General features: G+C 67.9%; 24 protein-coding genes, 1 tRNA gene and 1 other RNA gene. 4 read left to right on the forward strand and 22 right to left on the reverse strand.

All coding sequences use genetic code 11. The features are described 5' to 3' along the window. Positions 1-69: 69 nt before the first annotated feature. Positions 70-164, reverse strand: an RNA gene (ffs, locus tag ACJ9NR_RS18960) — signal recognition particle sRNA small type. Between the two features lie 73 nt (positions 165-237). Between ffs and ACJ9NR_RS18965 the strand changes: the two genes are divergently transcribed. Beyond that, positions 238-322: transfer RNA gene (locus ACJ9NR_RS18965), tRNA-Ser, on the forward strand. Positions 323-388: 66 nt separating this feature from the next. On the opposite strand, the gene ACJ9NR_RS18970 is transcribed toward ACJ9NR_RS18965, so the two are convergent. The 15 genes from ACJ9NR_RS18970 to ACJ9NR_RS19040 all read right to left on the reverse strand — a co-directional run bounded on the left by ACJ9NR_RS18970 (position 389) and on the right by ACJ9NR_RS19040 (position 11,801). Then, positions 389-1,672, reverse strand: coding sequence for a tyrosine-type recombinase/integrase (locus tag ACJ9NR_RS18970; RefSeq protein WP_412488754.1), 1,284 nt, complete (start codon positions 1,670-1,672; stop codon positions 389-391). Positions 1,673-1,756: 84 nt separating this feature from the next. Next, positions 1,757-1,984, reverse strand: a complete 228-nt coding sequence (locus tag ACJ9NR_RS18975) for an excisionase family DNA-binding protein (RefSeq protein WP_365739016.1) — start codon at positions 1,982-1,984, stop codon at positions 1,757-1,759. A 336-nt stretch (positions 1,985-2,320) separates the two neighbouring features. After that, positions 2,321-3,868, reverse strand: a complete 1,548-nt coding sequence (locus ACJ9NR_RS18980) for a YfjI family protein (protein ID WP_412488870.1) — start codon at positions 3,866-3,868, stop codon at positions 2,321-2,323. An 11-nt stretch (positions 3,869-3,879) separates the two neighbouring features. After that, the gene (locus ACJ9NR_RS18985) at positions 3,880-4,203 is read right to left on the reverse strand and encodes a hypothetical protein (RefSeq protein WP_412488755.1); all 324 of its coding nucleotides are present in this window, start codon (positions 4,201-4,203) and stop codon (positions 3,880-3,882) included. Further along, positions 4,200-5,117, reverse strand: a complete 918-nt coding sequence (locus ACJ9NR_RS18990; protein ID WP_412488756.1) for a bifunctional DNA primase/polymerase — start codon at positions 5,115-5,117, stop codon at positions 4,200-4,202. The genes ACJ9NR_RS18985 and ACJ9NR_RS18990 overlap by 4 nt, the downstream gene beginning before the upstream one ends. A gap of 91 nt (positions 5,118-5,208) precedes the next feature. After that, on the reverse strand, positions 5,209-5,721 hold the full coding sequence (locus ACJ9NR_RS18995) for a hypothetical protein (protein ID WP_412488757.1): 513 nt from the start codon (positions 5,719-5,721) through the stop codon (positions 5,209-5,211). A 19-nt stretch (positions 5,722-5,740) separates the two neighbouring features. Beyond that, positions 5,741-6,157, reverse strand: coding sequence for a hypothetical protein (locus ACJ9NR_RS19000; protein WP_412488871.1), 417 nt, complete (start codon positions 6,155-6,157; stop codon positions 5,741-5,743). A gap of 47 nt (positions 6,158-6,204) precedes the next feature. Then, positions 6,205-6,462: a hypothetical protein gene (locus ACJ9NR_RS19005; protein ID WP_412488758.1), complete on the reverse strand. Its 258-nt coding sequence runs from the start codon at positions 6,460-6,462 to the stop codon at positions 6,205-6,207. A 12-nt stretch (positions 6,463-6,474) separates the two neighbouring features. After that, on the reverse strand, positions 6,475-6,669 hold the full coding sequence (locus ACJ9NR_RS19010; protein WP_412488759.1) for a hypothetical protein: 195 nt from the start codon (positions 6,667-6,669) through the stop codon (positions 6,475-6,477). Between the two features lie 18 nt (positions 6,670-6,687). Then, on the reverse strand, positions 6,688-6,942 hold the full coding sequence (locus tag ACJ9NR_RS19015) for a hypothetical protein (protein ID WP_412488760.1): 255 nt from the start codon (positions 6,940-6,942) through the stop codon (positions 6,688-6,690). Between the two features lie 141 nt (positions 6,943-7,083). Further along, on the reverse strand, positions 7,084-9,258 hold the full coding sequence (locus tag ACJ9NR_RS19020) for a cell division protein FtsK (protein WP_412488761.1): 2,175 nt from the start codon (positions 9,256-9,258) through the stop codon (positions 7,084-7,086). A 110-nt stretch (positions 9,259-9,368) separates the two neighbouring features. Beyond that, positions 9,369-9,749 carry an RRQRL motif-containing zinc-binding protein gene (locus ACJ9NR_RS19025; RefSeq protein WP_412488762.1) on the reverse strand — a complete coding sequence of 127 codons (381 nt, stop codon included), beginning with the start codon at positions 9,747-9,749 and terminating at the stop codon, positions 9,369-9,371. After that, the gene (locus ACJ9NR_RS19030; RefSeq protein ID WP_412488763.1) at positions 9,746-10,867 is read right to left on the reverse strand and encodes a conjugal transfer protein; all 1,122 of its coding nucleotides are present in this window, start codon (positions 10,865-10,867) and stop codon (positions 9,746-9,748) included. The genes ACJ9NR_RS19025 and ACJ9NR_RS19030 overlap by 4 nt, the downstream gene beginning before the upstream one ends. Continuing rightward, on the reverse strand, positions 10,867-11,514 hold the full coding sequence (locus ACJ9NR_RS19035; RefSeq protein ID WP_412488764.1) for a GGDEF domain-containing protein: 648 nt from the start codon (positions 11,512-11,514) through the stop codon (positions 10,867-10,869). The genes ACJ9NR_RS19030 and ACJ9NR_RS19035 overlap by 1 nt, the downstream gene beginning before the upstream one ends. Then, positions 11,511-11,801, reverse strand: a complete 291-nt coding sequence (locus ACJ9NR_RS19040; RefSeq protein WP_412488872.1) for a hypothetical protein — start codon at positions 11,799-11,801, stop codon at positions 11,511-11,513. The genes ACJ9NR_RS19035 and ACJ9NR_RS19040 overlap by 4 nt, the downstream gene beginning before the upstream one ends. A gap of 692 nt (positions 11,802-12,493) precedes the next feature. On the opposite strand from ACJ9NR_RS19040, the gene ACJ9NR_RS19045 reads away from it, so the two are divergent. Next, a complete protein-coding gene (locus ACJ9NR_RS19045) occupies positions 12,494-13,876 on the forward strand; it encodes an NsdA family TPR-like regulatory protein (RefSeq protein WP_412488765.1) in 1,383 nt (460 codons plus the stop codon). On the opposite strand, the gene ACJ9NR_RS19050 is transcribed toward ACJ9NR_RS19045, so the two are convergent. The 5 genes from ACJ9NR_RS19050 to ACJ9NR_RS19070 form a co-directional block, all read right to left on the reverse strand. Then, a complete protein-coding gene (locus ACJ9NR_RS19050; protein WP_412488766.1) occupies positions 13,873-14,775 on the reverse strand; it encodes a phosphotransferase enzyme family protein in 903 nt (300 codons plus the stop codon). The genes ACJ9NR_RS19045 and ACJ9NR_RS19050 overlap by 4 nt on opposite strands. Continuing rightward, the gene (locus tag ACJ9NR_RS19055) at positions 14,772-15,224 is read right to left on the reverse strand and encodes a GntR family transcriptional regulator (RefSeq protein WP_412488767.1); all 453 of its coding nucleotides are present in this window, start codon (positions 15,222-15,224) and stop codon (positions 14,772-14,774) included. Before ACJ9NR_RS19055 ends, ACJ9NR_RS19050 begins: the two co-directional genes overlap by 4 nt. 105 nt (positions 15,225-15,329) lie before the next feature. After that, positions 15,330-15,851, reverse strand: a complete 522-nt coding sequence (locus ACJ9NR_RS19060; protein WP_412488768.1) for a hypothetical protein — start codon at positions 15,849-15,851, stop codon at positions 15,330-15,332. Beyond that, a complete protein-coding gene (locus tag ACJ9NR_RS19065) occupies positions 15,848-16,504 on the reverse strand; it encodes a S1 family peptidase (protein WP_412488769.1) in 657 nt (218 codons plus the stop codon). The genes ACJ9NR_RS19060 and ACJ9NR_RS19065 overlap by 4 nt, the downstream gene beginning before the upstream one ends. Positions 16,505-16,617: 113 nt before the next feature. Then, positions 16,618-17,616, reverse strand: coding sequence for a DUF4365 domain-containing protein (locus ACJ9NR_RS19070; protein ID WP_412488770.1), 999 nt, complete (start codon positions 17,614-17,616; stop codon positions 16,618-16,620). A gap of 451 nt (positions 17,617-18,067) precedes the next feature. Here ACJ9NR_RS19070 and ACJ9NR_RS19075 point away from each other — a divergent pair, with 451 nt between their 5' ends. Then, positions 18,068-19,558, forward strand: a complete 1,491-nt coding sequence (locus ACJ9NR_RS19075; RefSeq protein ID WP_412488771.1) for an HNH endonuclease — start codon at positions 18,068-18,070, stop codon at positions 19,556-19,558. 67 nt (positions 19,559-19,625) lie between these two features. On the opposite strand, the gene ACJ9NR_RS19080 is transcribed toward ACJ9NR_RS19075, so the two are convergent. Then, positions 19,626-20,885 carry a competence protein CoiA family protein gene (locus ACJ9NR_RS19080; RefSeq protein WP_412512700.1) on the reverse strand — a complete coding sequence of 420 codons (1,260 nt, stop codon included), beginning with the start codon at positions 20,883-20,885 and terminating at the stop codon, positions 19,626-19,628. A gap of 167 nt (positions 20,886-21,052) precedes the next feature. On the opposite strand from ACJ9NR_RS19080, the gene ACJ9NR_RS19085 reads away from it, so the two are divergent. Then, positions 21,053-22,210, forward strand: coding sequence for a hypothetical protein (locus tag ACJ9NR_RS19085; protein ID WP_412488773.1), 1,158 nt, complete (start codon positions 21,053-21,055; stop codon positions 22,208-22,210).

Below are 22,210 nucleotides of genomic sequence, written 5' to 3' on the forward strand. Positions count from 1 at the left end.
GCGCCCACCGACATCCAGCCCCGCCCGCATCCCCTCCGCCGGAGCCGGCCCCCGGGAACCCCCGGGAACGCAGACGCCCCCCACGCACCCGCCAGAGCCGACCTACCCTTGCTGCCTTCCGGCCCTGGGGGAGTTCAGTCAGATAGCGCCGCGTGAGGGGCTCCGCACACCTTACCCGATCGCGGCAGGTGGGAACGAGTTCGCTAGCACTCCTCTCGGTCATGTAATGTTTCCGGCGGAGGATTCGCCTAGAGGCCTAGGGCGCACGCTTGGAAAGCGTGTTGGGGGCAACCCCTCACGAGTTCGAATCTCGTATCCTCCGCAGCCGCCTGAACAGGCGAAACGAGGGGCCCCACCGATGATCGGTGGGGCCCCTCGTTGTTGTCCGTCAGGCCGCGTTGTCCTGGTTTTTGTCCACAGGGGGCGTTTCCGGGCGTCCCCAGATGGCATCGGCGATCTTCTGGGCCACGTCCTTGAGCATGGCGTCCGGCACATGCAGGTACCGCGCCCGCATCCGCGCGGAGGTTCCCGGCTCCCACCCCATGATCTGATCAATCACGCGGTCCGGGACCCCGAGCAGCATGAGCACGGTGGCGGCGGTGTGCCGGGCATCGTGAAGGCGGGCGTCCCGCACGCCGGCGTCTTCGAGGAGCCGCTTCCAGTCGTGGTAGTCCGTGTTCGGGCTCAGCGGCCCCCCGAGCGGCTTGGTGAACACGTAGTCCGACTCCACCCACAGACTGCCGGCGGCCTTGCGCTCGCGCTCCTGCACCTCGGCGTGCTGCCGGAGCATGACGACCAGCGGGCCCGGGAGCGGCACCGCACGGCGGCCCGCCCGGGACTTCGTGTTCTTCGTCTCCCGCCGGACCTGCACGCGGTTCGGGCAGTACCCGGCCGCTGCCCGCCCGCAGGGCGACGCTTCCGGGCACCCGTGCCGGTACTTCGGCCGCAGCCTGTTCCGGCGCAGCTTGAGGTACTCGTTGTCCAGGTCGACATCAGACCAGCGGAGACCGAGCGTCTCGCCCTGCCGCAGACCGAGCGCGAGCGCGAGCATCCACCGGGCACTGTTCCGGCGCTTGTTGACCTCGATCAGCAGCCGTTGAACCTCTTCGAGGGAGTAGGGCTCAACCTCCGCTTCCTCTTCCTCGACCCGGGGCGGCTTGGCGAGCGCGGCGGCGTTCTTGGCCGCATGGCCGCGCCGTACCGCCTCACCGAGGGCGGTGCGGATGGTGCGGTGCGCCTGGTGAGCCGTGGCGGGCTTGCTCCCGTTCCGCTGCATACGGCGGTACAGGCTTTCCAGGTGCTCGGGCTCCAACCGGTCGATGCGGTGCTTGCCGACGCCGGGGACCAGGTGGACGCGCACCGCCACCTCGTAGCCCGCGTACGTGTTCTCGCTCACGACCGGCTTGGCGATGTTCTCGACCCAGTGCCACAGCCACTTCTCGACCGTCCACGGCTTGCCGGGCTGTCGCGCCGAACCCTCGTCGCGCTGCTTCTCCAACCGCCGGACTTCCTCGACCAGGTCCTTACGCGTGGGTCGCGTCAGGTGACGGCGGTACGGCGTGCCGTCGTCCTTGTAGCCCATCGGAACACGGGCGTGCCAACGGCCGTCCTTGCCGAAGTAGATCGCCGATTCGCCGTTGGCGCGGCGGGTGCGCTTCTTCTCTTCTGCCACAGGCGGGCTCCTGTTTCGTGCTGTCGGGATGGAGCCGGGGCGGCGGGCTGTCCTTGTCCGGGAGTACCACCGCCCCGGGCGTGATCAAGCGGCTCGCTGTGCCGCGCGCCGGCGAGCGACGTACGCGGCCGGCGCGTCGGCGGGGACGCGGCGGAGACGGCCGACGGGGATGGACTCCAGCTCTCCGGAGCGGATGAGCTGGTAGCACGTGGTCCGCCCGATGCGGAGTCGACGGGCGGCCTCTTCGACCGTGAGGAGAACCAGCGTCGGGTCGTCGTCGGTGGGCGCCGCGAGGGTGCTGTGCTCGCTCAAGGCTCACTCCTCTTGTGCTGCGTTCGCGGGAGGTGCCGCCGCACAAACCGCGTTATCCGCAGAAAGCCCGGTGGTGGCGGCTGAGCTGCGGCGATGCGGTGTGGGGGCGGCGCGGGGGCAGGGTCCGCAGAAACCCGCAATATTCCGCAAAAATCCGTGGCGCCGCGTCGGCGGCCGGTCCTGCCGCTCCGGGCGGGGGTTTGTGCGGAATATCGCGGGATAGTGCGGCGGGGCCTCGCCGGGCGGTGCCGAGAGGTCCCGCTACTGGTCAGCGGCCCCGCCGGGGTTTTCTGCGATTTCGCGGTTTGTGCGGGCGGGGCCAAGAGGGGGCCCGCCTCACCGGCCGCCGTGCCGCAGGGCGGGGTGGACCTGCAACCGGGGCGCCGGCGGCCTGCCACGCTTGCCCGTGCGCTCCGGCTGATAGGTCCGCAGGTACCCGTGGTCCTCCAGCAGCGCGAGGGCCGGTTCCAGGTCCGCGATGGTGGGGACCTCGGCACGCGAGAGGACCGTGAACAGGTCGCGTCGGCTCACGTCGTCCCATCCGTTGTCCCTGAGCGCTTCCAGAACGCTGCGGGCGCGGGACAGGACCGGGTCGGCGCCCATCACGTCGAACACGGCGAGGGCATGGGCGGTGTAGTACTCCCCCAGCTCAATGGCCGCGCGCATGGTGGCCTCGGAGACCGGGTGGGCGTAGCCGTTGCCCAGGTGCTCGGCGAGGTGCAGCAGCGCGGCCATGCGGGCGGTCGCTCCGGCGAGCTTTCCGGCCCAGTTGGAGATGTGGCCGAGCTTGCCGCCGCGCGCCTTGAGCTGCGGTTCGACGTGCTCTTGGTACTCGATGAGTGCCGCGTCGGCCTCGGGGCTGAGCTGGATGACGGCCGGGTCGGTCCACTCCGCGAACGCCAAGGTGAGGTTGATGACGTTGGCGGTGTAGGTGGCGGCCGTCTGCTCCGGGACCGGGTCGGTGATGACCTTCCGCTCACCGACCGTGGACGGGGGCAGGGAGTACAGGAAGCGGGCCAGCAGGCCGCGCCCGTCGAACCCCTTCACCTTGCCGATGTCCCGCAACACGTCCGGCTGGACGGCGAGGCCGATGGTCAGGGCGGGGTTGTCGATGTACTCGCGGCGGGTCTGCCGGTTGACCCTCAGCCGGTCCCCGGCGTGCCCCTTGAGGAACACTTCCATGTTCGGGGCCCCGGAGTAGCGGCCGGCGATGATGTCGAAGATGCCGCCCTCCGCACTCATCACCGACAGCCGACCGCCTTGCTCAGACATGAGCGAGGTGACCGTCTCCGGGGTGGAGTCGTCCGCCAACAGGACCGGTTCGGCCGGGACGGTGAGCGTGTCGGCGGTCTGCGCGAGACCTACGGCGGTGGCCACCATCTCGTCACGCTTGTCCGCGTCGGCGGACGCGGCCTTGGCGGCGGCCTTGTCGGCCGCTTCCTTGGCGAGGCGAGCGGTCAGCTCCGCCTCGACGATGACCGGCTTCATCGCGGCCTTGAGCTGCTTTTCTGCCTCGTACAGCGGGTCCGTCAGCAGGGCGAAGACGGCGGACTTGCGGTTGGCCGGCGGGAGCGCCACCACGGTGTAGAGGTTGGTGGGCTCACGCCAGTTGCCCCGCACGTGTACGACGGACCGACCACCCGCGGCCGTGGCGAGCACGGCGAGAGCGATCGATCCGGAGAGGTCCACCGGGGTCTGCGTCTCCTCGGCGACGGCCGCCACGAAGTCGTGCAGCCATGCGGGGAAGACGTGGACCGGGAACGGCGGACGCTCGCGCCGACCGGTGAGGGGAATGGGGTCTTCCCACACGTCCGGCGCCGTCTCGCCCTCGGCGGGCGGTGCTTCGAGGGTGGACAGTCCGGCCCACAGGTCGGGGCTGTCCACAGGCTGTGGAGTCATGCGGCTGCCCTCCCTTCGGCGGTGGTGGTGTGCGGGCAGATGCCGACGCGGACGCGGGCCGTGAGCTTCATGACGGCGGCGCGGCCACGGGCCCGTTCGTGGTGCCCACAGCAGCAGAGCCAGTCGGCAACGGGCGGTTCGTTGAACCGGACTTGCAGGCCCGGCTGAATGCTGGTGACGGTGACCGGCTGCGGGTCAGAACGAACAGCAGAAAGGACGCCCTTACGGGCGACGCCCTTCGGTTCGCCCACGACCACTCGGGGCGCGGCCCGTACGGCGCCCTGCGGGCCGTTCGCGGGATTACGGGATGCCTTGTTCATGCCGCTCGCTCCGCGGCCGTCTCAAGGCCGTTGGCGACCGCGCGGCGCGCGTACGCCTCGGGGACTCCGACAGAGACGGCGACGGCCACGATCTCTTCCCCGATGGCTTCCAGCCCGCACGGACCGGGGCAGTTCGCGTGTTGAGCCGCGAGGAACCGGGCCACCCCGAACGCCTGCGATCCGGCGCCCGATTCGATACGGGAGCGCACCTTGGCAAGGCCGCGTTCCAGGCCCGTGCGTACGTAGCGCTCGGTGTGGCGGCACCCGGTGGCAACCGTCCGGTCCCAGGTGGCGGGGGTGGGGAGAGAAGAGACCACCTCGCCCCGCGCGGGGGTGGTCTCTTCCTTCACCGCGAGGGCGCGGACGGCCGACGGCAGCTCCGTCATGGTGCCGCTGCCGGGACCCAGCCACCGGGCGTAGGACATGAGCGACTTGACGTCCACACCGGGCCGGACGGCGTTGTGCGAGGCCATGGCACCCCGGTAGATCCAGTGCTGACCGCGAGTGGTCGGCACAGTCCGGGTGGAGGGCAACGTCTCGCGGGCCCACGCGACGGCCGCCGCGTTGTCGAGGTCCACCACAGTCAGCCCGGCCCCGCCAGGGTGGTAGCCGACGCACACAGCCTCACACCACGCCGGCGCCCACGCGGACGAGGTAATCACCTGCGGGTCAGTCGTGGCGGCGGCCCACGCGTGACAGGGAGCGGGGCACCGGCACGGACCGGCGTTCTTCATGTTCGGCCGCCCGCCACAGGCACCACCCGCGCACGCGCGGCAGTTCCCGAACGGCACCTTGCCTTCGCGCAGAGGCAGCACGGGCACGCCCGCCGCCGCGAGGTCCAGCGCGGTTCGCAGGGCGTCCCCATCCGGGTGACTCCCGCCAGCGGGGCGCCGGGTCTTGCAGTCAGGTGTCATCCTGTAGGTCTCCTGTTCTGCTTCGTCGGGATTGGGAGACCGGGGGCGGCGGGCTGTCCTTGTCCGGGAGTGCCGCCGCCCTCGGGCGTAGCTACTGGTGGTTCTTGGCCCAGTAGGCGTATTCCTGGCGGACGTAGCCGCGCGGGTCGGCGGCGGTGGCCGGGTGCTCCGGCCAGTACGGGGCGCCGTAGTAGTCGCCCTCTCCGTCCTGGTCGTGGGCGATGAGCCGCCGGGCCGCTTCCGTGGCCACGGCGGTGGCGTCGCTGGTGGAGCCGTCTTCCTCGTCGCGCAGGGCGATGCGGTCCAGCAGCGCGGCTTTCCTCAGCCAGTACTCCCGGCCCAAGTCCTGGCCGAACGGCTTGTCGGCGGCCGTCTGCGCGGTCCATCCGATCTCGCGGACGATGCTCGGGGCGAGCGCGTACGCCTCCTCCGGCGTGGGCCACGGTCCCGGTTCGGGGCGGTGGTCGGCGGTGACGTACAGGCGCCGGCGCTTTGTGTCGCGGGTGGGGTAGTCGCGCACCTGGCCGACAGCGAACGCGGCGCTGAGCGCGGTGGTGATGCGGTCGGTGTCGACCGGTTCGCAGATGACGCGGATCTCGAACACGGGGTGACTTCCTTTCTGGTCAGCCGTGGAAGTGGTTGCGCTTGAAGGTCGCTTTGCGGATGTGGACCGTGGTCCCGCCCTTGTGGCCGCTCGCGCCGAAGATCTGCACGGCGATCCAGCCGCCGAAGATGACGGCGGCGAGGATGATGAGCTGGGTGATCAGCGCGGTCAGCGCGGCGATGAACGTCGTGAGCAGCAGCAGTCCGCCGCAGACGGCGAGGAACCCGACGCCCCCGAGGGCGACGTTCACGGCCGCGCGGGAGACGACCGGCTTGGCCGCCACCGGGTCGGGCTTGGCGGGCTCGATGGCGTAGCCGGTAACGACCCTGCCGTCCGGCAGGACGACGCTCGCCACGGCCGGGATCGTGCTCGGCGGGATAGGAACGAGCGGGGCCGCGTGCATGGCGGGCGGTATCGGGGTGGTGCGGTGGACCATGGCCCCTTGGTCGTGCACGGCCGGGCGGTGGTACCTGGTCGGTTCGTTCACTTCGCACCTCCGGCGAGGTAGGCGCGTCCGGCGTCGGTGATCGTGACGGGGACAGCGAGGGGGTCGTCACCGCCCACGTCGAGCAAGCCGCGGGCGGTGAGCGGGTAGAAGGTGCGCGCCTGCACGGCGTAGCGCGGGTACTGAGCCAGCCGCCACCGACCGCGCGGCGCGGCACGGAAGGTGACGCCCTGGCCGGAGTCGTGGGCGGCCACCATGGCCAGGAGCTTGAGCACGTGCTTGGGCATGCGGGGCATGGCGATCTCCTGTCAGTGCCCGAGGCCGGCGACGGCGTCAGCGGTCGCCTGCACGAGGTTGTGGATGGGCTCGTAGGCGCCGGTCCCGGCGGCGAAGAAGCCGAACAGGAACAGGACGATGGCCGCGCCGCCGCCGGCGGACCTGGTCTTGACGGCGAGGGCGGAGGCCGCGCCGAACAGCAGCACGGCGGAGATGCTGAGGACCACGTGTGTCTCCTTCGGGGTTCAGTCGGTGGTGCCGGCGCGGTAGATGCGGGCCCAGCGGTTGTAGAGCCAGCGGCCCACGCGTATGCGCTTGCCGGTGGCCTTGCAGCGACGGCAGTCCTTGCCGCGCTTCATGCGGCCCTTGCGGTCGGTCTTCATCTCGAAGCCCCAGCCGTGGCACCTGCGGCAGGTACCGAACGGCGAGGCGGCACACAGCCCGGCGTAACTGAGCGTGACGGCGAACAGGCAGGCGATAGCGAGGAGGATGGGGGTCATGGAGGGCCCTCCAGGGCGGTTTCCAGGGGTTTCCGCAGGTGGGCCGCTATCCGCTAGCGGCCTGATCAGTGGCGGTTTGGGGCGCTAGCGGGGCCGCTAACGTTAGCGGGGCGTGCCGCTATCGTTAGCGGCCCCGAAGGGTCAGCCCGCGTCCCGGTTTCCGTCACGCTCCGCGATCGCGGTCGTGATGTGGGCGCGGGTGATGCCGCGCCGGTTGACGACCTTGCCGTCCACCCGGCGGCCCACCTGCACCGTGCTCACGCCGTGCGGCTTGAGCGCCGCGGCCAACGCGTCGGGGTCCCACCCGCCGTAGACATCGGGGCGCAGCTCGGCGAGCCGGGCGACAACGGTTTCGGACCACACCTTGGCCTCGGCCGCGGGCACCACGGCGAGGATGTCCGCCAGCAGGTCATACGCGGGGCCGGTGACCTCCTCGGGAGCCTCGCCGAGCGCGTAGCCGGACAGGAGTCCTGCCTTCTCGCGCGCGGTGCGGGCGCGCGCGGCGATGGCTTCGGCGCCGGGGGCGTCGACGTAGACCGAGGCGACGATACGGGCGTCGGCGCCTTCGCCGACGAAGTAGTGAATGCCCTTGTCACCCCAGGCGAACATGGTGGCGCGCACCCCGCGCTTGTACTGCGAGGTGCCCAGCACCATGTCGTTTTCGGTCTGGCCCATGACCTTGAGGCACCACCGGGCCGACGCGTTCGCGCTGATGCCGGTGGGCAGGGACTTGGCGTCCGGGCGCTGCGTGGCCAGCAGGACCACGATGCCGGTCGCCGGTCCGCGCTTGACCAGGTCGGTGGCGATCTCCTCGAACTCCTTGCCGTGGTCGGGGTGCTCGAACAGCACCTGGCACTCGTCGACCCCGACCACGATCGGGTGCAGTCCGAGCGAGCGCTTGTCGGCGAGGGCGCTGGTCACCTTGGACTCGGGGCAGATGTCCCGGGGAAGGGAGCGGATCACTTTGGTGCGGCGGCGCAGTTCCTCGCGCAGGGCGCGGAAGTCGGCGAGCGCGTAGGCGATCGACTCGTCGTCGTCGCCGGCGGCGTGTCGGTGGGAGACGGCGTTGCCGACCGGGTCCAGGTCGCCGGTGCCCTTCATGTCGTAGGTGTGCAGCTCAGCGCGCGGGTCGAGTGCGGCGATGAGCATCAGCAGTCTCAGCAGGAAGGTCTTGCCCATGCGCGGGATGGCGCCGATGACGCCCGCGATGTACATCAGCGTGACCTCGACCCAGCGTCCGCGCTGGTCGGTGCCGTAGGCGACGGGCTTGAACAGGTCCACCATCCCGGACTTGGCCAGCGGCCATGCGGGCTTCTTGGCCTTGTTCATGTCCTGATCGCCCACCCAGAGCACCAGGTGCCCGGTGTGCTCATCCGGCACTGCTTCGGGCCACACGCAGCCCAGCGGGCGGCGCAGACCCGAGGCGAGGCGTTCGCGCCGTTCGATGATGTCCGTCACCGTCACGCCGAACGGGAGGTTGCCCTCGGCGCGCCAGCCGGGGCCGTCCCGGGTGATGGGGGCGGTGAACTCGAACCCGTCCCGGCCCTTGGCCTGAGCCTGGCTGATGGCGGAGATACCGAGCGCACCGAGCGCGCGCAGGACGATGTCGGAGGTGAGCTTGGTGGCCTTGGGCAGTTCCACGGCCCGGTGGATGACCGGGTCATCCGCGCGGCGGCCGGCGACCCCGAGGGCGAGCACGACCGCGCTCACCGAGACCGCCTGCAGCCAGGCGGGGGCGAGTACGTAGATGGCGAGCGCCGTGGCGAGGCCGACGAACAGCGCGAGCACGGTCACGAGGGTGCGCAGCCGTACCCGGCCGTCGCGCTGCCGGGAGAGCTTGAGGTATTCGGCCGCGTCCTCGCGGCGCACGGCGGCGAGGCGGACCGGTTCGCCCTCGCGGTCGGCCACCCACCGCATCGTGCCCCCGACGAACCGGGCCGCGCCGGTCGGGGCCTGCAAGGTGAGCCGGGCGGCATACACCGGGGCGCGCAGGGCGTGGTAGCCGATGGTGTGGGCGTAGTGGCGGGCCACCCACGCCGACGCGGTCCGCAGCTCAGCCACCGACCGCAGCCAGATCGGGACGACCGGTCGGCGCCGGGCGGCGGCGAGCCGCCCCAGATAGCCGGGACCGGTCGCGGTCTGGGTCGGCTGGTCGACCATCACGGGGGCGGTCGGGTCGTCCGCCTCCGGGCCGGTCGGGGTCGACTCACGGGCGGCGCGGGCCTTGTCCAGGTCGACCACGTCAGCCCGGCCCTCGGCGGCCATCTCGGCTTCCAGCCGGTTGAACAGTTCGTTGTCGTCTTCCGGGTGCTTCACTGAGAGTCCCTTCCAATGGGAGGAAAGGCGGGGCCCGACCGGCGCTGTGGAAGGTGAGCGGTCGGGCCCCGCCGGGTTCAACGGGGAGCGCGCCGGGAGAGCGGCGAGGCTCAGGCGACGCGCTGTTCGGGGTAGGCGCAGGTCACGCACATGCCGAGCGAGGCGGGGACGACGTAACCGGCGTCCTGGCCGCACTCGGGGCAGCGGCGGCGGGCGCGCATCATCGCCGCGTGTGCACGCCACCTGCCCGGCGTCATCGGCCGCACGGGAAGCGCCTGGTCGATCCGGTAGAGGTAGGCGGTCAGCGGCTCGCGCTGGCGACGCGGCCGGAGGATCTGTGCCGCCACGTCCTGACCGCCCGGCCGTAGCCCCTGGCTGCGCAGTTGGCGGCGGGTAGCCAAGCCCTCGGGAGCGCAGCGCCACGGATAGGTGGGGATGCCGAACCGCTCGCCGTCCGGGTCGAAGCAGTCGGCGAGGGCCAGCCGCGTCACGCGGCCACCGCTCCGGCGCCACCGTCGGCACGCTCAGCAAGGAGCGTGTCCCGCAACATCCGGGCGTTCGCCGGCGAGGTGCGCACCGTGCGGCGGATGCCCTCGGCAGTGATCTGCGCGTCCGGCCAATCCGCAGTTGCGGCGCGCGCCTCATCGAGCAACTGAGCCGCCGTGCGCTTCGGTCGGGGCGACCGGGCCACCTCGGGAACCCGGCCGGTCGCCCGGCGGGGTCGGGGGGAGTCGGCCGCCACCGCCTGAGGCTTGCTCGACTCGATCGGCGCCCGATCGACCTTCACCGCGTCGACGGGAGCGGCAAGGCTCGCGGCGGGCTTGAGCGGGAGAGTCGACTTGGCGAAGTCGACCGGCACCGGATCGGGGATCGGCAGTCGAGTCAGAACCACGGAGGGTGCCGGAGTCGATTCCGGCAGGTCAGCCGTAGACCGATTCCTCACGATCTCGGCGGATTCCTCCGCATTCGCGATCCCGCCGAACATGGCGGACAAGGCGGCGTTCGCACCGTCCGTTACCCGATCCTGCTGCACGTCCAACAGCCTCGATCCGAGCGCCACGTCACCGACACCCACCCTGCGGGCCAGCCGCCACGACTTGCGGTCCGACCGCTTCCGTACCCGCGTGTCCGGGTGGTTGGCAGCGCGGGCGCGGTGGTAGGCGAGGGCCTGGACGACGGCGGCGGCTTTGCGTTCGGCTTCGGCGTCGCGGCCGTCGGTGTGGACGACGATGCGCCGGGCGAGGAACGCCATGCCCTCGGCGGACACGCACATGCCCATGGGGGTCACGGCGTAGATGACGGTACGGCCGGCGTCGGGTCCCGCCATCGCGGCCATGACCGAGGCGGCAGCAGGCAGTGCCCACAGCCCGATCCGGACCGGCCACGGGGACGACTGGCCCAGCATGGTCAGGCCCAGCAGGACCAGGCCGAGCACGGCGGTCGCGCCCTCACCGGCCGCCACCGCCCCCAGTGCGGTGCCCTTGCCGTAGGCGTGGCCGATGTTGCTGAACGTGCCGATACCGCCGGCCACCCCGGTCAGCAGCATGGGCACGAACGCAGCCGTCAGCACGGTCTTCTGCGTCTTGGTCAACGGCTTGCGTGCGGTCATCACGCGGCCTCCCTTCCAGCCGTTCCGGGGCGCCCGGTGCGACGGCCCGCCGTGGTGGTGTGGGTCAGCGCGGGGCCGTCGGCGATGCGCCATCCGCCACCGCTGCGCTTGGCCTCGTACATGGCCTCATCCGCCCGCCGCAGCGCCAGCGACAGCGAGGGCGCCGGAAGGTCAGCGGTCACGCATGCGCCGATCGAAGCGCCCACGGCGAGGTCACACCCCGCGTGACGGAACGGCGCGGTCACCTCGCCGTGCAGGCCACCCAGCAGCCACGGCAGCGACGCGCGGTCCCGCAGCGGCACGACGGCGGTGAACTCGTCACCACCGAGCCGGGCGGCCACGCTGCCGTGCTCGCCGCTGAGGGCGTCGTTCAGACTCGCGGCCGTGACGCGGATCGCCTCGTCACCGGCCGCGTGCCCGAACACGTCGTTGAGGTGCTTGAACCCGTCCAGGTCCATCACGATCACGACGTGCGGGCCGCGAGCCAGCGCGCGTTCCGCCCGCCGCTCGAACGCGGCTCGCGTCGGCAGGCCCGACAGCGGGTCCCTGCGCGCGGCGGCCAGCTGGCGCCGCAGGGCCACACCGTGCCAGGCCCACCCCGAGGCGAGCGGCGCGGCTGCGGCGAGCGCGGTGATGAAGTCGTTCATGCCGCCTCCCCCGTTCCCGGCCGGTGGCCGCGAGCGGCGCGCAGGAACGGAACCGTGTGGGTCAGCGCGTCGGCGTACAGGGCGTCCCAACCGGCGATCTCGTCACCGGCCTCGGCCTGCTTCCGCAGGTCGGCGAGAATGTCACGCGCCGCATCCTCACGGGCGGCGCGCTCGGAGTCCGTCTCCAGCTCCAGCGGTCCGCGGAACAGCTCGATGTCGATGCCGAGCGCCAGTTCCGCGAACTCGGCCTCGGTGAGGGCCTCTTGGCCAGCGACCCAGGTGCGCATGCGCATGGTGGATCTCTCCTCTTCTGGAAGCGTCGGGAAAGGCACGGGGCGGTCGGCTGTCCTTGTCCGGGAGTGCGACCGCCCCGCGATGCAGGGGAAGACCGGAAGCGGCGGGATGTCCTTGTCCGGGAGTGCCGCCGCACCGGTGTTGGTGGCCGCCGCGAGTAGCGGCCAGCCAAGTGCCCCGGGCCGGATTCGATCCGGCGCCCTCGCGGCGTGATGCCGGGGCGAGGTGTCTCCTTCGGGGGTGCCGCGCCCGTATCAGGTAGCGCGGCATGACCCCGTTGTAGGCGTATGGAGACGTGACCTTTCGGTCTAAGCCCTCCCGAATGCCCAGGGTCGGGTGCGCCCTCGGCCCGCTCTGTCCCGGGCCCCTTGGGGCCGCGTCCGGTGGACGTGGCCCCCATTGGTCGTGCTTCGGTGCCACACACCCTGCAATGCGTGGTGTGTATTACCTACCACTCACGTTGGCAGAAGGATTCCGCGTCGTCAACCCGTGGCTTTCGACTCGGTCCCGCCGACCTGTCCCGTGCGGTGGTAATTCAACTGTCGCCATCTGGCGAGCGGTTCGGGAGCGAGTACTTGGGGGTGCACTCGTGCACTCCTAGGTGCGAACCCTCTGCACACCCGGCCTGACCTGCGTAGAGTGACGATGAGTCAAGCTGGTACTACGGCCGCACTCTGGGGGTCCCATGGCAGACCGGAACGCCAGACTGGCCGCGCTCATGCAGGAAGGCGACTTCTCACACAAGTCCCTTGCTCGCGCGGTGGTCGCCGCTGCCGCTCGGTCAGGTGAAGACATCACCTGCGATCACACGTACGTCTCGCGGTGGCTCAAGGGGGCAATCCCGCGCGGCGGCATGCCGCAGTTCATCGCGGATGCCATCGGCCAGAAGGTAGGGCGCCGGCTCACCCTGGACGACATCGGCATGGGTGACGCGGCCGTGTCTTCCGTACAGCCTGACCTCGGACTTGAGTTCGCAGACAGGCCCGAGGCGACAGCCAAGACCGTCGCGGACCTCTGGCGTGCCGACCTTGCTGAGGCTGAGGTACTGGTCAGGGCGCAGCCGGACTCGGCCGCCTGGAACGCGGCGTCCCTGCGCTGGATCGTCGCCCCGCCGGACGGGGAGCTGGCGCGCGCGGGCAACCGCGCGATCGGCGCGGTGGACGTGGAGATGATCCGTTCCACTGCCGACGCGTTCAGCATGCTCGATGGCAAGTTCGGCGGCGGCCACGCCCGACGCGCGCTGATCCAGTACCTGCACACGGACGTACGGCCGATGCTGGACGGCAAGTACTCCGACGACGTGGGCAAACAGCTCTACTCGGCCGTGGCAGAAGCGCTCTTGCTCGCCGGGTGGATGTCGTACGACAGCGGTCTTCACGGCATCGCTCAGCGGTACTTCATTCAGGCGCTGCGTATGACGCAAGCGGCAGGGGACCGGCTTCTTGGCGGCAGCATCCTTTCCGCGATGAGTCACCAGGCCACGTTCCTCGGGCGCTACCACGACGCGGCCACCCTTGCTCGGGCGGCCTACACGGGCCCGGCCGGCGTGCTGGGCCCCACGATGTCCGCGCAGTTCCGCGCGATGGAGGCGCGGGCCCTGGCCCGCCTCGGCGACGAACGAGGATGCGACCTCGCTTTGGTAGAGGCAGAGCGCAAGCTCAGTCAGCGGACCCCGGACAGCGATCCGCCGTACATCGCGTATTTCGATGAAGTGGAACTTGCAGCCGAGATCGGCCACTGCTTCCGAGATTTGGGCCGGTCCGCAGAAGCGGCAGAACGGGGCGCGGGATCGATCTTCGGCGACGGCCTGAACAATCGAAGCGACTTCTTCGCGACGATGGTGCAGGCCGAAGCGTATATCAACCAAGGCGAAATTGGGCACGGCTGCGAAATCGCCAAGACTGCCCTACAACTCGGCGAGGGTTTGAAGTCGGCGCGCTGCGTCCAGTACGTGCGAGAATTCCGCGAACGCGTTTCCCCTGCGATGCGAGGCGCTGTGGAATTCCGTATCTTCATGGAAGAAGCGCGGACCTACCGCCTGTGGCAGCAATGCGGCTTGACGCCTTAGAAGGGCGCCCAATCTCGGCGTGATCCTCCCGACCGGAGAGTTGCCACGCGCTTCTCGACCTCGTCAGCGGCCCGAGGGTTCGCGCCCGCGTTCTGCGAGAGCCACGTGACCATCAACAGTTCTCGCACGCTCCGGAGCACCACGTATCCGGCCCATTCGCGCACGTCGAAACCGTAGCCCGCCACGAAATCCGTATACTCCGCTTCCGTATGCCATCCAAAGCTGTCGTAATACATGGCTGTTTGCATCAGATCCCACTCGCGGGGGCCTGTAGCAAACCCGTCCAGGTCAATTACGCGCGGATGGCCAGACGCATCGTGCAGGACGTTACCCACGTTGAAGTCACCGTGCAGATGTCCCGAGGGAAGTGAGAATTCGAGGCGCCCATACTCGACCTCCAAATCCCTCGCCATCGAATGCAGGAATGATCGGGTACTCGCCGGAATGGAGGCACGCTCCAAGCGGCTCGCGACCTTTTCGAACGGCTGGAGTCGCGGCAGCGAAAAAGGCGGCGGCCCCAGTTCATGGAGCCGCCGCAGCAGCACGCCCATTTCCGCCGTACTCGCGTACGTGTCGCCGTCTGCGAGCCCTTCCCAGAAGGTGACCGGGTGGTCTTCGATCACGATCGGCTGTTCGGCGTCCGTGACGAGACGAGCGGCCGGGTACCCCTGGTCAGCGAGCCACCGGGCCACGGCTACTTCTCGCCGTACCGAGGCAAGCCGGTCGGCTCCCCGCCCCACCCGCGAAATGATCCGGCCGCTGTCGACACGAAACACAGCATGGTCGCCTAGCCGAAGGATCTCGATGCCGTCCGGCTCCAGGTCGGCGACCGCGCATGCCCGGCGCAGGATGGCCTCTGCCGCGTCCGCGTCGAACTCCGTGCGTTCCGTCGTCGTCATGCCGTCTGCGTCTCCCGTCCGGTCGGCAGGGTGAGGACTTCCCGCCCTCTCCCTGCCCCCTTGCCGATCAACCCACGCCCTTCCATCTGCGCGATGGCGGACCGCACGGCGGTCCGGGACGCGCCGAACCGCTCGCACAGTTCCTTCTCGGTGGGAAAGCGATCGCCCACCTTCATCTCCCCGCCGCGCAACAGGTCGGTCACCCGCTCGACCAACGGCCGGCGGTCACCGGTCCCGGCAACGAACCATCCGGCGCCCTGTACCGACTCGATCACACCATCGGCCTTGAGCGCGGCAAGCGCTCGCTCGATGGTGCTGCGGCTCACGCCATACTCGCTCACGAGTGCCGACTGAGACGGCAGCGCTTCAGTGATCTCGCCGTCCCTGATCTTCTCGCGGAGGGATTCCGAGACCTCCAGGTACGTACCTCGCGGACTGCCCTGCGGCACGTGGCCTCCCCTTCGTGTTGCCTGCGCTTCCGGTGACCTCGCTTCGACTCCAGCTTCCCACGCCGATGCGACTACTTTCGGGTGGCCGGCTAAGTGCACGCAGTCTCATGACTGCTCGTCAGTGCCTGGCGGAGGTTCGGGGAGGGGCCCGGGTTGCTGAGTCGGGGTACCGTCAGGTGAGTTCGAACGGCGCTGGGTCTGCATAGCACACCAGGCACCCAAGCCCATTTTGGATACTGCGCACAGGATCAAGGCTGTAGCGGGAGCGATAATGGCGGGGGCAGCGCCCAGATGTGGCGCGATGGCCGCAGAAATTGTGGCCGCAAGACCAGTTTGCTTCGGCTTGAAGCCAGCCATAATTCCCGCACGCTCTTCTTCATATCTGTTGCCAGTGCACAGCAGGTCATGCATCTGGTCCATGAAGTGCTCGAAGAAGATTTTAGGACCAAGCCCCGACGAAAAGGGTGCTGTCGTGCCTGCCACGCTCCCACTCATCCAGGCCGCTGCAACTTCCTCGAACGACTTGCCGGACTCAAGCATAATTTGCACGCTTGAAAGCTGGTACCGAGGAAGGCAATCGAGCCAGTAATCGACATCGTCAACCATCAGATCGTTCATGTCGGTCACGGAATCATCTCCTTCAGGTACTCCGCGCTCACCGCGTGGCCGGTTTGATGGAGAGTAACGGGGTCGACTCCAGAAATTATCACCGACCCCTGAATGTCGGGTGCATAAGCGCCCGTCACCATCGCACAAAGGGAACCCGTTGCTGCATCAAACACGGGACCGCCCGACTGCCCGGGCCTGAGCTGCGTATTAATTACCACGTGCTTGACCTTAACGCCCTGATTCTCGATTAGGACCTTTGCCCCAATATGCGATCTCTGCAGAGTCATCACCCTCCTCCCAAAATCCATGTGGGGATATCCGTAAATATGCACGTCGGCACCCATATTAATGAAGTCTGTACCTGAAACGGCGTGCTGGAGTTGAAAGGTCCAGTCCGAAGGGGCTTCCAAAATGCAGATGTCCCTGATGGCGTCAACTGCCGCGATCTTAACGGGAGCGGCCTGCCAACCAGGCACGGAAGTGTCCTGGTATTCGGCAATATTGGAGATTGCAGGAAATGAGGCCATGAGGCCGTTGTCATTTGGAGATACCACATGAAGAGCAGTGGCTAGGTGCTTCGGGCCAACAGGGAAGCAGGACCCCAGAAGGTCTGCCCTCCCTTCGCCATTCAGTCGAGCAAGGGACAGCACCAGATGACCGTAGAAATACATGACTCCTCCATTCGTTACTTGCAGGAAGCACGCCCGCAAAACTCCAACACCGTGCGCCATTTCAGGAACATCAGGGAAGCTTAGGTCAGCCCCTCGACTTCAGGCCCTCCTAGCTAAGCCAATTCCACTCCGCGTCTCTTCCTGATGCGGTCCATCGCAAAGCGAACAAACGACACAATCAGCAACTTCAAGCCGAAGGAGGGGACCAATACTCCAGCAATAATCCAAAACGTCCCCCACCACCCACGGTCACCGTCGGAGTCTATTACCGGCAGCCAGAAGAAGTTTCCGGCAATCAGCCACAGCCACTTTCCGGTCTCAATAGGGAATCTACCTGCCCTAAATTCAAAAAACATGACTAGGGCCATGATGAACATGAACAGGTATAGGTTGGAAACCCACAGCCATGCAGGCATGTCAGACGACCCCTCAACGAAGCGGATTTGATAAGGCCAAACCCACAGCATAAGAGTTATAAGGATCATCATCGGCAGAGCCGCGACGAGGTTCCTACGGATAGCCTTGAGGCGTTCCTCATACTTCAGCGCAACGTCTGCAATGCCCTCGAATAAGGGGTTGGGGGCAGTCAAGGGGTCCAGGCCTTGCCTGGCACGAACTGCCTCACTGAGAGCTTCTTCTTCGGTTGCGGCACGGATACGCATTCTTGCGTCGCCAGCATAGGTAGCGACTTCTGTATAGAATTCCTCGATCGTCTCCGAGTTGAGCGGGGAACAGTTCCCCACTTGAACCCATCCTGGACTTTCTGTTACGGACTTCAACCGGTCCGTGAGGTTAACCCAGAACAGTTCCCGCTTCTTCATGTCGTATACAACACCGAGAATTGGAATACGACTCTGTCTCCAATCGTCGAAGTGATCCTCGACGGGAATCGCATATCCGTTCACCCGCTTGTACTTCTTGCCACTCTTCACCTGGATGGCGACCCAGTACGGCGTCCTCTTACCGCCACGCGTGAAGTTGACGATCATGTCCTCGCCGTGATCGTTTCCCCCGTCGATCTCCTGAACGATGTGCTCGTGCTCCTCAAGAAGTGCACGCAGAGCATTGACGCCCGCCCTCTCGATCTTGCGACTCGCACGAACAGTTGACACTGTCCCTCCCCCTGAAGTCAGTCAACGTCAGGGTAGTAGCAGGTACTGACACCTCGGGGTAGTTCCCGTGTGCAGGGACGTGCTGACCTGGTGGGTTGGTGGCGCTCGTTGTCCGGGTCTTTGTCCAGTGCGCCGATGACCGCCGACGTTCGCTCGCGTACGCGCCACGTCTCTGACCTTGCGTTTGGACTCTCGCGAACACCTCCGGACGATCACACGCACAGTTGGAAAGCGTGTTGGGGGCAACCCCTCACGAGTTCGAATCTCGTATCCTCCGCAGCCGCCCACCTGGGCAAACGAAGGCTCCGACCGGATCACGGTCGGAGCCTTCGTCGTTCCGTGGTTGCAGTTTTGGTTGCAGTTCCCATGATCGGCGCACCGTCCGCACGAGATCATGTTGCGGAGTCGGCCGCCAGCGAGGCCGCGCAGACGTAGTCACAGAGGAGAGCCGGTGTCCGCTGACAAAGTCATCCTGCACGGCCCCATCGGGGAGTTCGCACGTCAGCTGAGCCCATCCGACGACCTCCACGCCGAAGAGATGTACGCAGCAACCATCTCGGTGTGGTCAACCGCAATCGCGCCGACCGTAAAGGTTCGCTCGTACCTACCGGGGGTGCGTCCCGCCCTGGTGTGGACTGCGTTTGTCGGAGACAGCTGGCACCCGTCCGACGGGATGGCGCAGAGCGTGGTGCGTGCACTGCGCGTGCGGGACTCCTTCACGTCGCTGGCGGGGCGCGACCCAGTCAACAGCGTGGCCCACCTCTTCAGCGCGGTGGAATCAGCGCGCCGATACCCCTGCCGGCACACTTCCGCCCCGCGGAGTACATTGCTTGAAAGTTCTCCCTTCCAATGGACCTCGGGCGGTAAGCAGCGGCTCCAGAGCGAGCTCAATCACGCGTTGCGTCAGGCGTGGGACGGCAGCAACTTCTTGAGGGCCGGCGTGAAGAAGCGGACTCCTGCCCAGCGGGAGCTGGACCGTATACCGCCCATGGTGGGAGTCCTCTGGGGAATCTCGGATGTGGGATGGAAGCAGCGCCCGTACGCACCAGGGGATGACGCCTTCTACTCCCGCTTCCTCCCGTTCAAGGTCCGCGGTCTCGCCCGCCACGGTCGCCCTGCGCAGACCGGCCCCACTCCCGAGCTGGTCGACGCGTATGCATGGTCGATCGGAAGCCAACGGGAAGTGAAGTTGGGGCGAGCCGCAGCAGAGAGGTGGGGCGAGGTCAGAGCTCTTGAGGACTCGACACTGCTAGACAGCCCATCCCCAAGGGACGCCGCCTTCACGATCCGGGTGGGGGAGCACACCCTTCGAGTGGCAGCGGCACTCGCCGCCGCCGAGATGTCACCCGTCATCGAGCCGAGCATGATCGACGCCGCTTGGTCCCTGGTGTGGCGCTCCCTTCGCGATGTTGCCGACCTCGCCCATGCGGACAGCACCCTGCTTGAAGACCCCCTTGCCAAGACCAGCGTGGCCGTGCCGACCGACGCGGGCTCGGCTGGCGTTCACGTGGAGCCTTCGTGGCACGCAGAGAGCTCCGACCCGGACTTCCCCGATACACCTGTCCAGCGGAGAACTGCAGTAGTGCAGGCCCAATACCGAGATTCCCGGGTCACACGCCAGGTCAAGGCGTGGTACAACAACACCTGCCAGTTCTGCGGAACGATGATCGAACTGCCAACGCCGCTCTTCGCGTACAGCGAAGCCGCGCACATACAGGCGCTTGGAGCGCCCCACAACGGTCCCGACAGAGTCGAAAACGTGCTCTGCCTTTGCCCGAATTGTCACGTCCGCTTCGACATGGGTGCCCGCTTCCTCACGGATGAACTCCGCATCATTGACTCGGCCACAGGTAATGATCTCGGCCCACTGGCGGTTCATGCTCAGCACCGAATCCGCCTTGAGTACGTCCGGCAGCACCGCTCCCGCTGGGCCTATAAGTAGCGCTCATCGCGCACCGAGCTATGTCGCTCCGGACGACGCGACTGCTGCCGACCAGCCCGCCCAGCCGTCAAAGTCTCTGGCGGCCGTTGAGGACCGAGCGGCACACGCGGCAGTACATCGCCGCGTACCGCCCGTACCTGCGCATCAGCTGGCCGCACCCGGCGCACGGCCCCAGCTCCCACATCGGGCATCCCAGCGCGGCGGAGGCGGCGGCCCGTTCGACTGGCGTGATCCGCATCGGATCACGGGAGCCCTGGACAGGCATGCGGGGAAGGGTGAAACCGCCAGTCGGCTGGCCGAGGTCGCGGAGGGGCCGGGCGTCGCTGACGAACCAGCTCTCTTCTCCTGCCCTGCAGGTGCGGTCGATCTCTTGCTCGGCGAAGGTGATCACGTCGTCGTCCTCTTTGCCCGAGGCCGTGGGAAGAGGCGTCCGTTCACCGACGATCTCCTCCCACTGCATGCGCTCGTCCGCCGGCACCCACATGTGCAGACCAGCCCGGCCGTTGCCGCGGCTGGGCACGTAGACCGGGACGCTCTCCCCCGTGGCGCTCTGCAAGACCAGGTCTTCGATGTAGACCGGCTTCTTCTCGGGCACGCACAGCGCGGGCACGAACCAGTCGGCGTGAATCGCACCACAGTGACCGGCGCCCTCGCTGACGAGGCAGTGGCGGTCGCTGCTCGGTACGCACTTCCAGACTTGCAGGTGGCGGTACCCGCCACGGATCACCATCTCCTTGCCGTCGGCGATGTCCTTCCACGGCATGTCATCCACGCGTGCCCACGGCGCTCGGTCGATCAAGGAAGCCGTCCGGTCCTTCGCGACCCAGAGGGGTGTGATGCCGTTCTCCACGGCGTTGACCGAGCGGCGGTGCACGCTGCTGGGGCTGATGTGGTGGTACTGGATCTCCCAGCCGATCCGTATGCCACTGGGACCGGTGACGACGGCGTCCGTGACACTCCGCCGGTCGGCTAAGGGAACCTCGGCCTCGGAGTCGAGTCCGTACCGCGCAGCGGTCTCGACGACGCGCTCCTTCGTGGCCTTGTGCTGAGCGCTCTCCGCCGGGGTCGGCTTGTGTGTGACCGGCAGGTGAGAGGCAACCAGGGGCCTTCGGCCGCCTACCCGGCCGCGGCGGATGAACATCCACGGAGACTTCCCGCCCGTCTCTGACTGGCACTCCCGCCCCTCGTGGTGCGCCAGGCATTCGAGCAATTGCGGGTCGCGGTCGGTGACTCGCGCGGTGATCTCGCCGAGCAGCTCCGGACGGCCCGGATGCCCGAGATCGGGTAACGACAGATTGATCTCTATGCCATATCCGGTGTGCCACACCCCGTTAGCCATTCCTCCACGATAGGAAGGTCCACTGACACTCAACAGGGCGCGCGTCAGGGGGACATGACGAGATCGAGCCCCCTTGGCATGGCCCTGTCGCGGTATCAATAGACGGGCAAACGATCGCTGACCACGGTCTCGGGATCACAGGGGTGGGGTAGCAAGTGACTGATCAGTCGGTATTCGTTCTGGGGAGCGATCTGCAGGCTCTGGAGCCGGCCGCATTCGAGACCGAGGCTGAGTTCCAGGAGCTCCTCGCGCGGCACCCCCGGGTGCTGGACTTCGGCTCTCTGGCTGATGGCCAGCCGTTGCGGCTGGTGCTGGTGGCGCGGGAGATGGGTGTTTCGACGAGTGCGGAGAGCAGTCCGGCGTACTGGCTGGACCATCTCTTCGTCGACGCCGACGGGGTGCCGACGCTGGTGGAGGTCAAGCGGGCGAGCGACACCCGGATCCGGCGCGAGGTTGTAGGCCAGATGCTGGACTACGCGGCGAACGGCGCACGTTACTGGCCCGGAGTACTGCTTCAGCGCTCCTTCGAGGAGACCTGCCTCGCGGACGGCCGATCGCTGGAAGAGGCGTACGGGGAACTGCTCGGCGACCGCTCCCCGGACGAGTTCTGGTCGATAGTCGAGGAACGGCTGGCCGCAGGGCAGATGCGGCTGCTGTTCGTCGCGGACCGGATCCCGCTGGAGCTGAGGGCGATCGTCGAGTTCCTGAACCGGCAGATGCGGCAGACCGACGTGTACGCGGTCGAGCTGACTCAGTACCGAGGCGACGGGGACCTTCGCGTCCTCGTCCCGCGCATCCACGGGGAGGTCGCCACGGCAGCGAAGTCCCCGTCCGGCCGGCGCACCACGCAGCGAACCACACGGGACGACATGGACGCGGTGATCCAGGCTCGGCTCGCCCCGGAACCGAGGCGGATCGCGACCGCACTACTCGATCACGCGGCAGCCAGGGGACGGCTGGAGGGCGGTACGGCCACGTACCCGAGCATGTCCGTCTCCTACCCGATCGCTGGCCGCCAGGTGCCGCTCTGGACGCTGTCCCTGTACGACAGCCCCGCCAAGGAGGAGCTCGCCTTCAGCTTCGGATCGATCACCCATCACCTCGGCTTCGACGTGACGGCGGCGTTCGCGGAGTCTCTGCCGGCCGTTCCCGAGCTGCACAAGAAGCTGGAGGTGCAGCGGGAGAAGGGATACAAGGGCTGGCCGTCGGTCCCTCTGACCGCCCTGGCAGCCGAACCCGGTGCTGTGGAAGGGATCCTGGCTGCGATCCAGCAGCTCATGGACGGCCGGGGATCGTCCGATAGTGTTGGTTGA

This window comes from Streptomyces sediminimaris, from assembly GCF_047049295.1.
In the GTDB taxonomy this organism is placed as follows: domain Bacteria; phylum Actinomycetota; class Actinomycetes; order Streptomycetales; family Streptomycetaceae; genus Streptomyces; species Streptomyces sediminimaris.

Coding starts and splice junctions, on each gene's coding strand:
- ACJ9NR_RS18985 (WP_412488755.1), bottom strand. CDS start 4,203: ATGAACAAGGCATCCCGTAATCCCGCGAACGGCCCGCAGGGCGCCGTA.
- ACJ9NR_RS18990 (WP_412488756.1), bottom strand. CDS start 5,117: ATGACACCTGACTGCAAGACCCGGCGCCCCGCTGGCGGGAGTCACCCG.
- ACJ9NR_RS19000 (WP_412488871.1), bottom strand. CDS start 6,157: ATGGTCCACCGCACCACCCCGATACCGCCCGCCATGCACGCGGCCCCG.
- ACJ9NR_RS19005 (WP_412488758.1), bottom strand. CDS start 6,462: ATGCCCCGCATGCCCAAGCACGTGCTCAAGCTCCTGGCCATGGTGGCC.
- ACJ9NR_RS19015 (WP_412488760.1), bottom strand. CDS start 6,942: ATGACCCCCATCCTCCTCGCTATCGCCTGCCTGTTCGCCGTCACGCTC.
- ACJ9NR_RS19030 (WP_412488763.1), bottom strand. CDS start 10,867: ATGACCGCACGCAAGCCGTTGACCAAGACGCAGAAGACCGTGCTGACG.
- ACJ9NR_RS19035 (WP_412488764.1), bottom strand. CDS start 11,514: ATGAACGACTTCATCACCGCGCTCGCCGCAGCCGCGCCGCTCGCCTCG.
- ACJ9NR_RS19040 (WP_412488872.1), bottom strand. CDS start 11,801: ATGCGCACCTGGGTCGCTGGCCAAGAGGCCCTCACCGAGGCCGAGTTC.
- ACJ9NR_RS19045 (WP_412488765.1), top strand. CDS start 12,494: ATGGCAGACCGGAACGCCAGACTGGCCGCGCTCATGCAGGAAGGCGAC.
- ACJ9NR_RS19050 (WP_412488766.1), bottom strand. CDS start 14,775: ATGACGACGACGGAACGCACGGAGTTCGACGCGGACGCGGCAGAGGCC.
- ACJ9NR_RS19065 (WP_412488769.1), bottom strand. CDS start 16,504: ATGTATTTCTACGGTCATCTGGTGCTGTCCCTTGCTCGACTGAATGGC.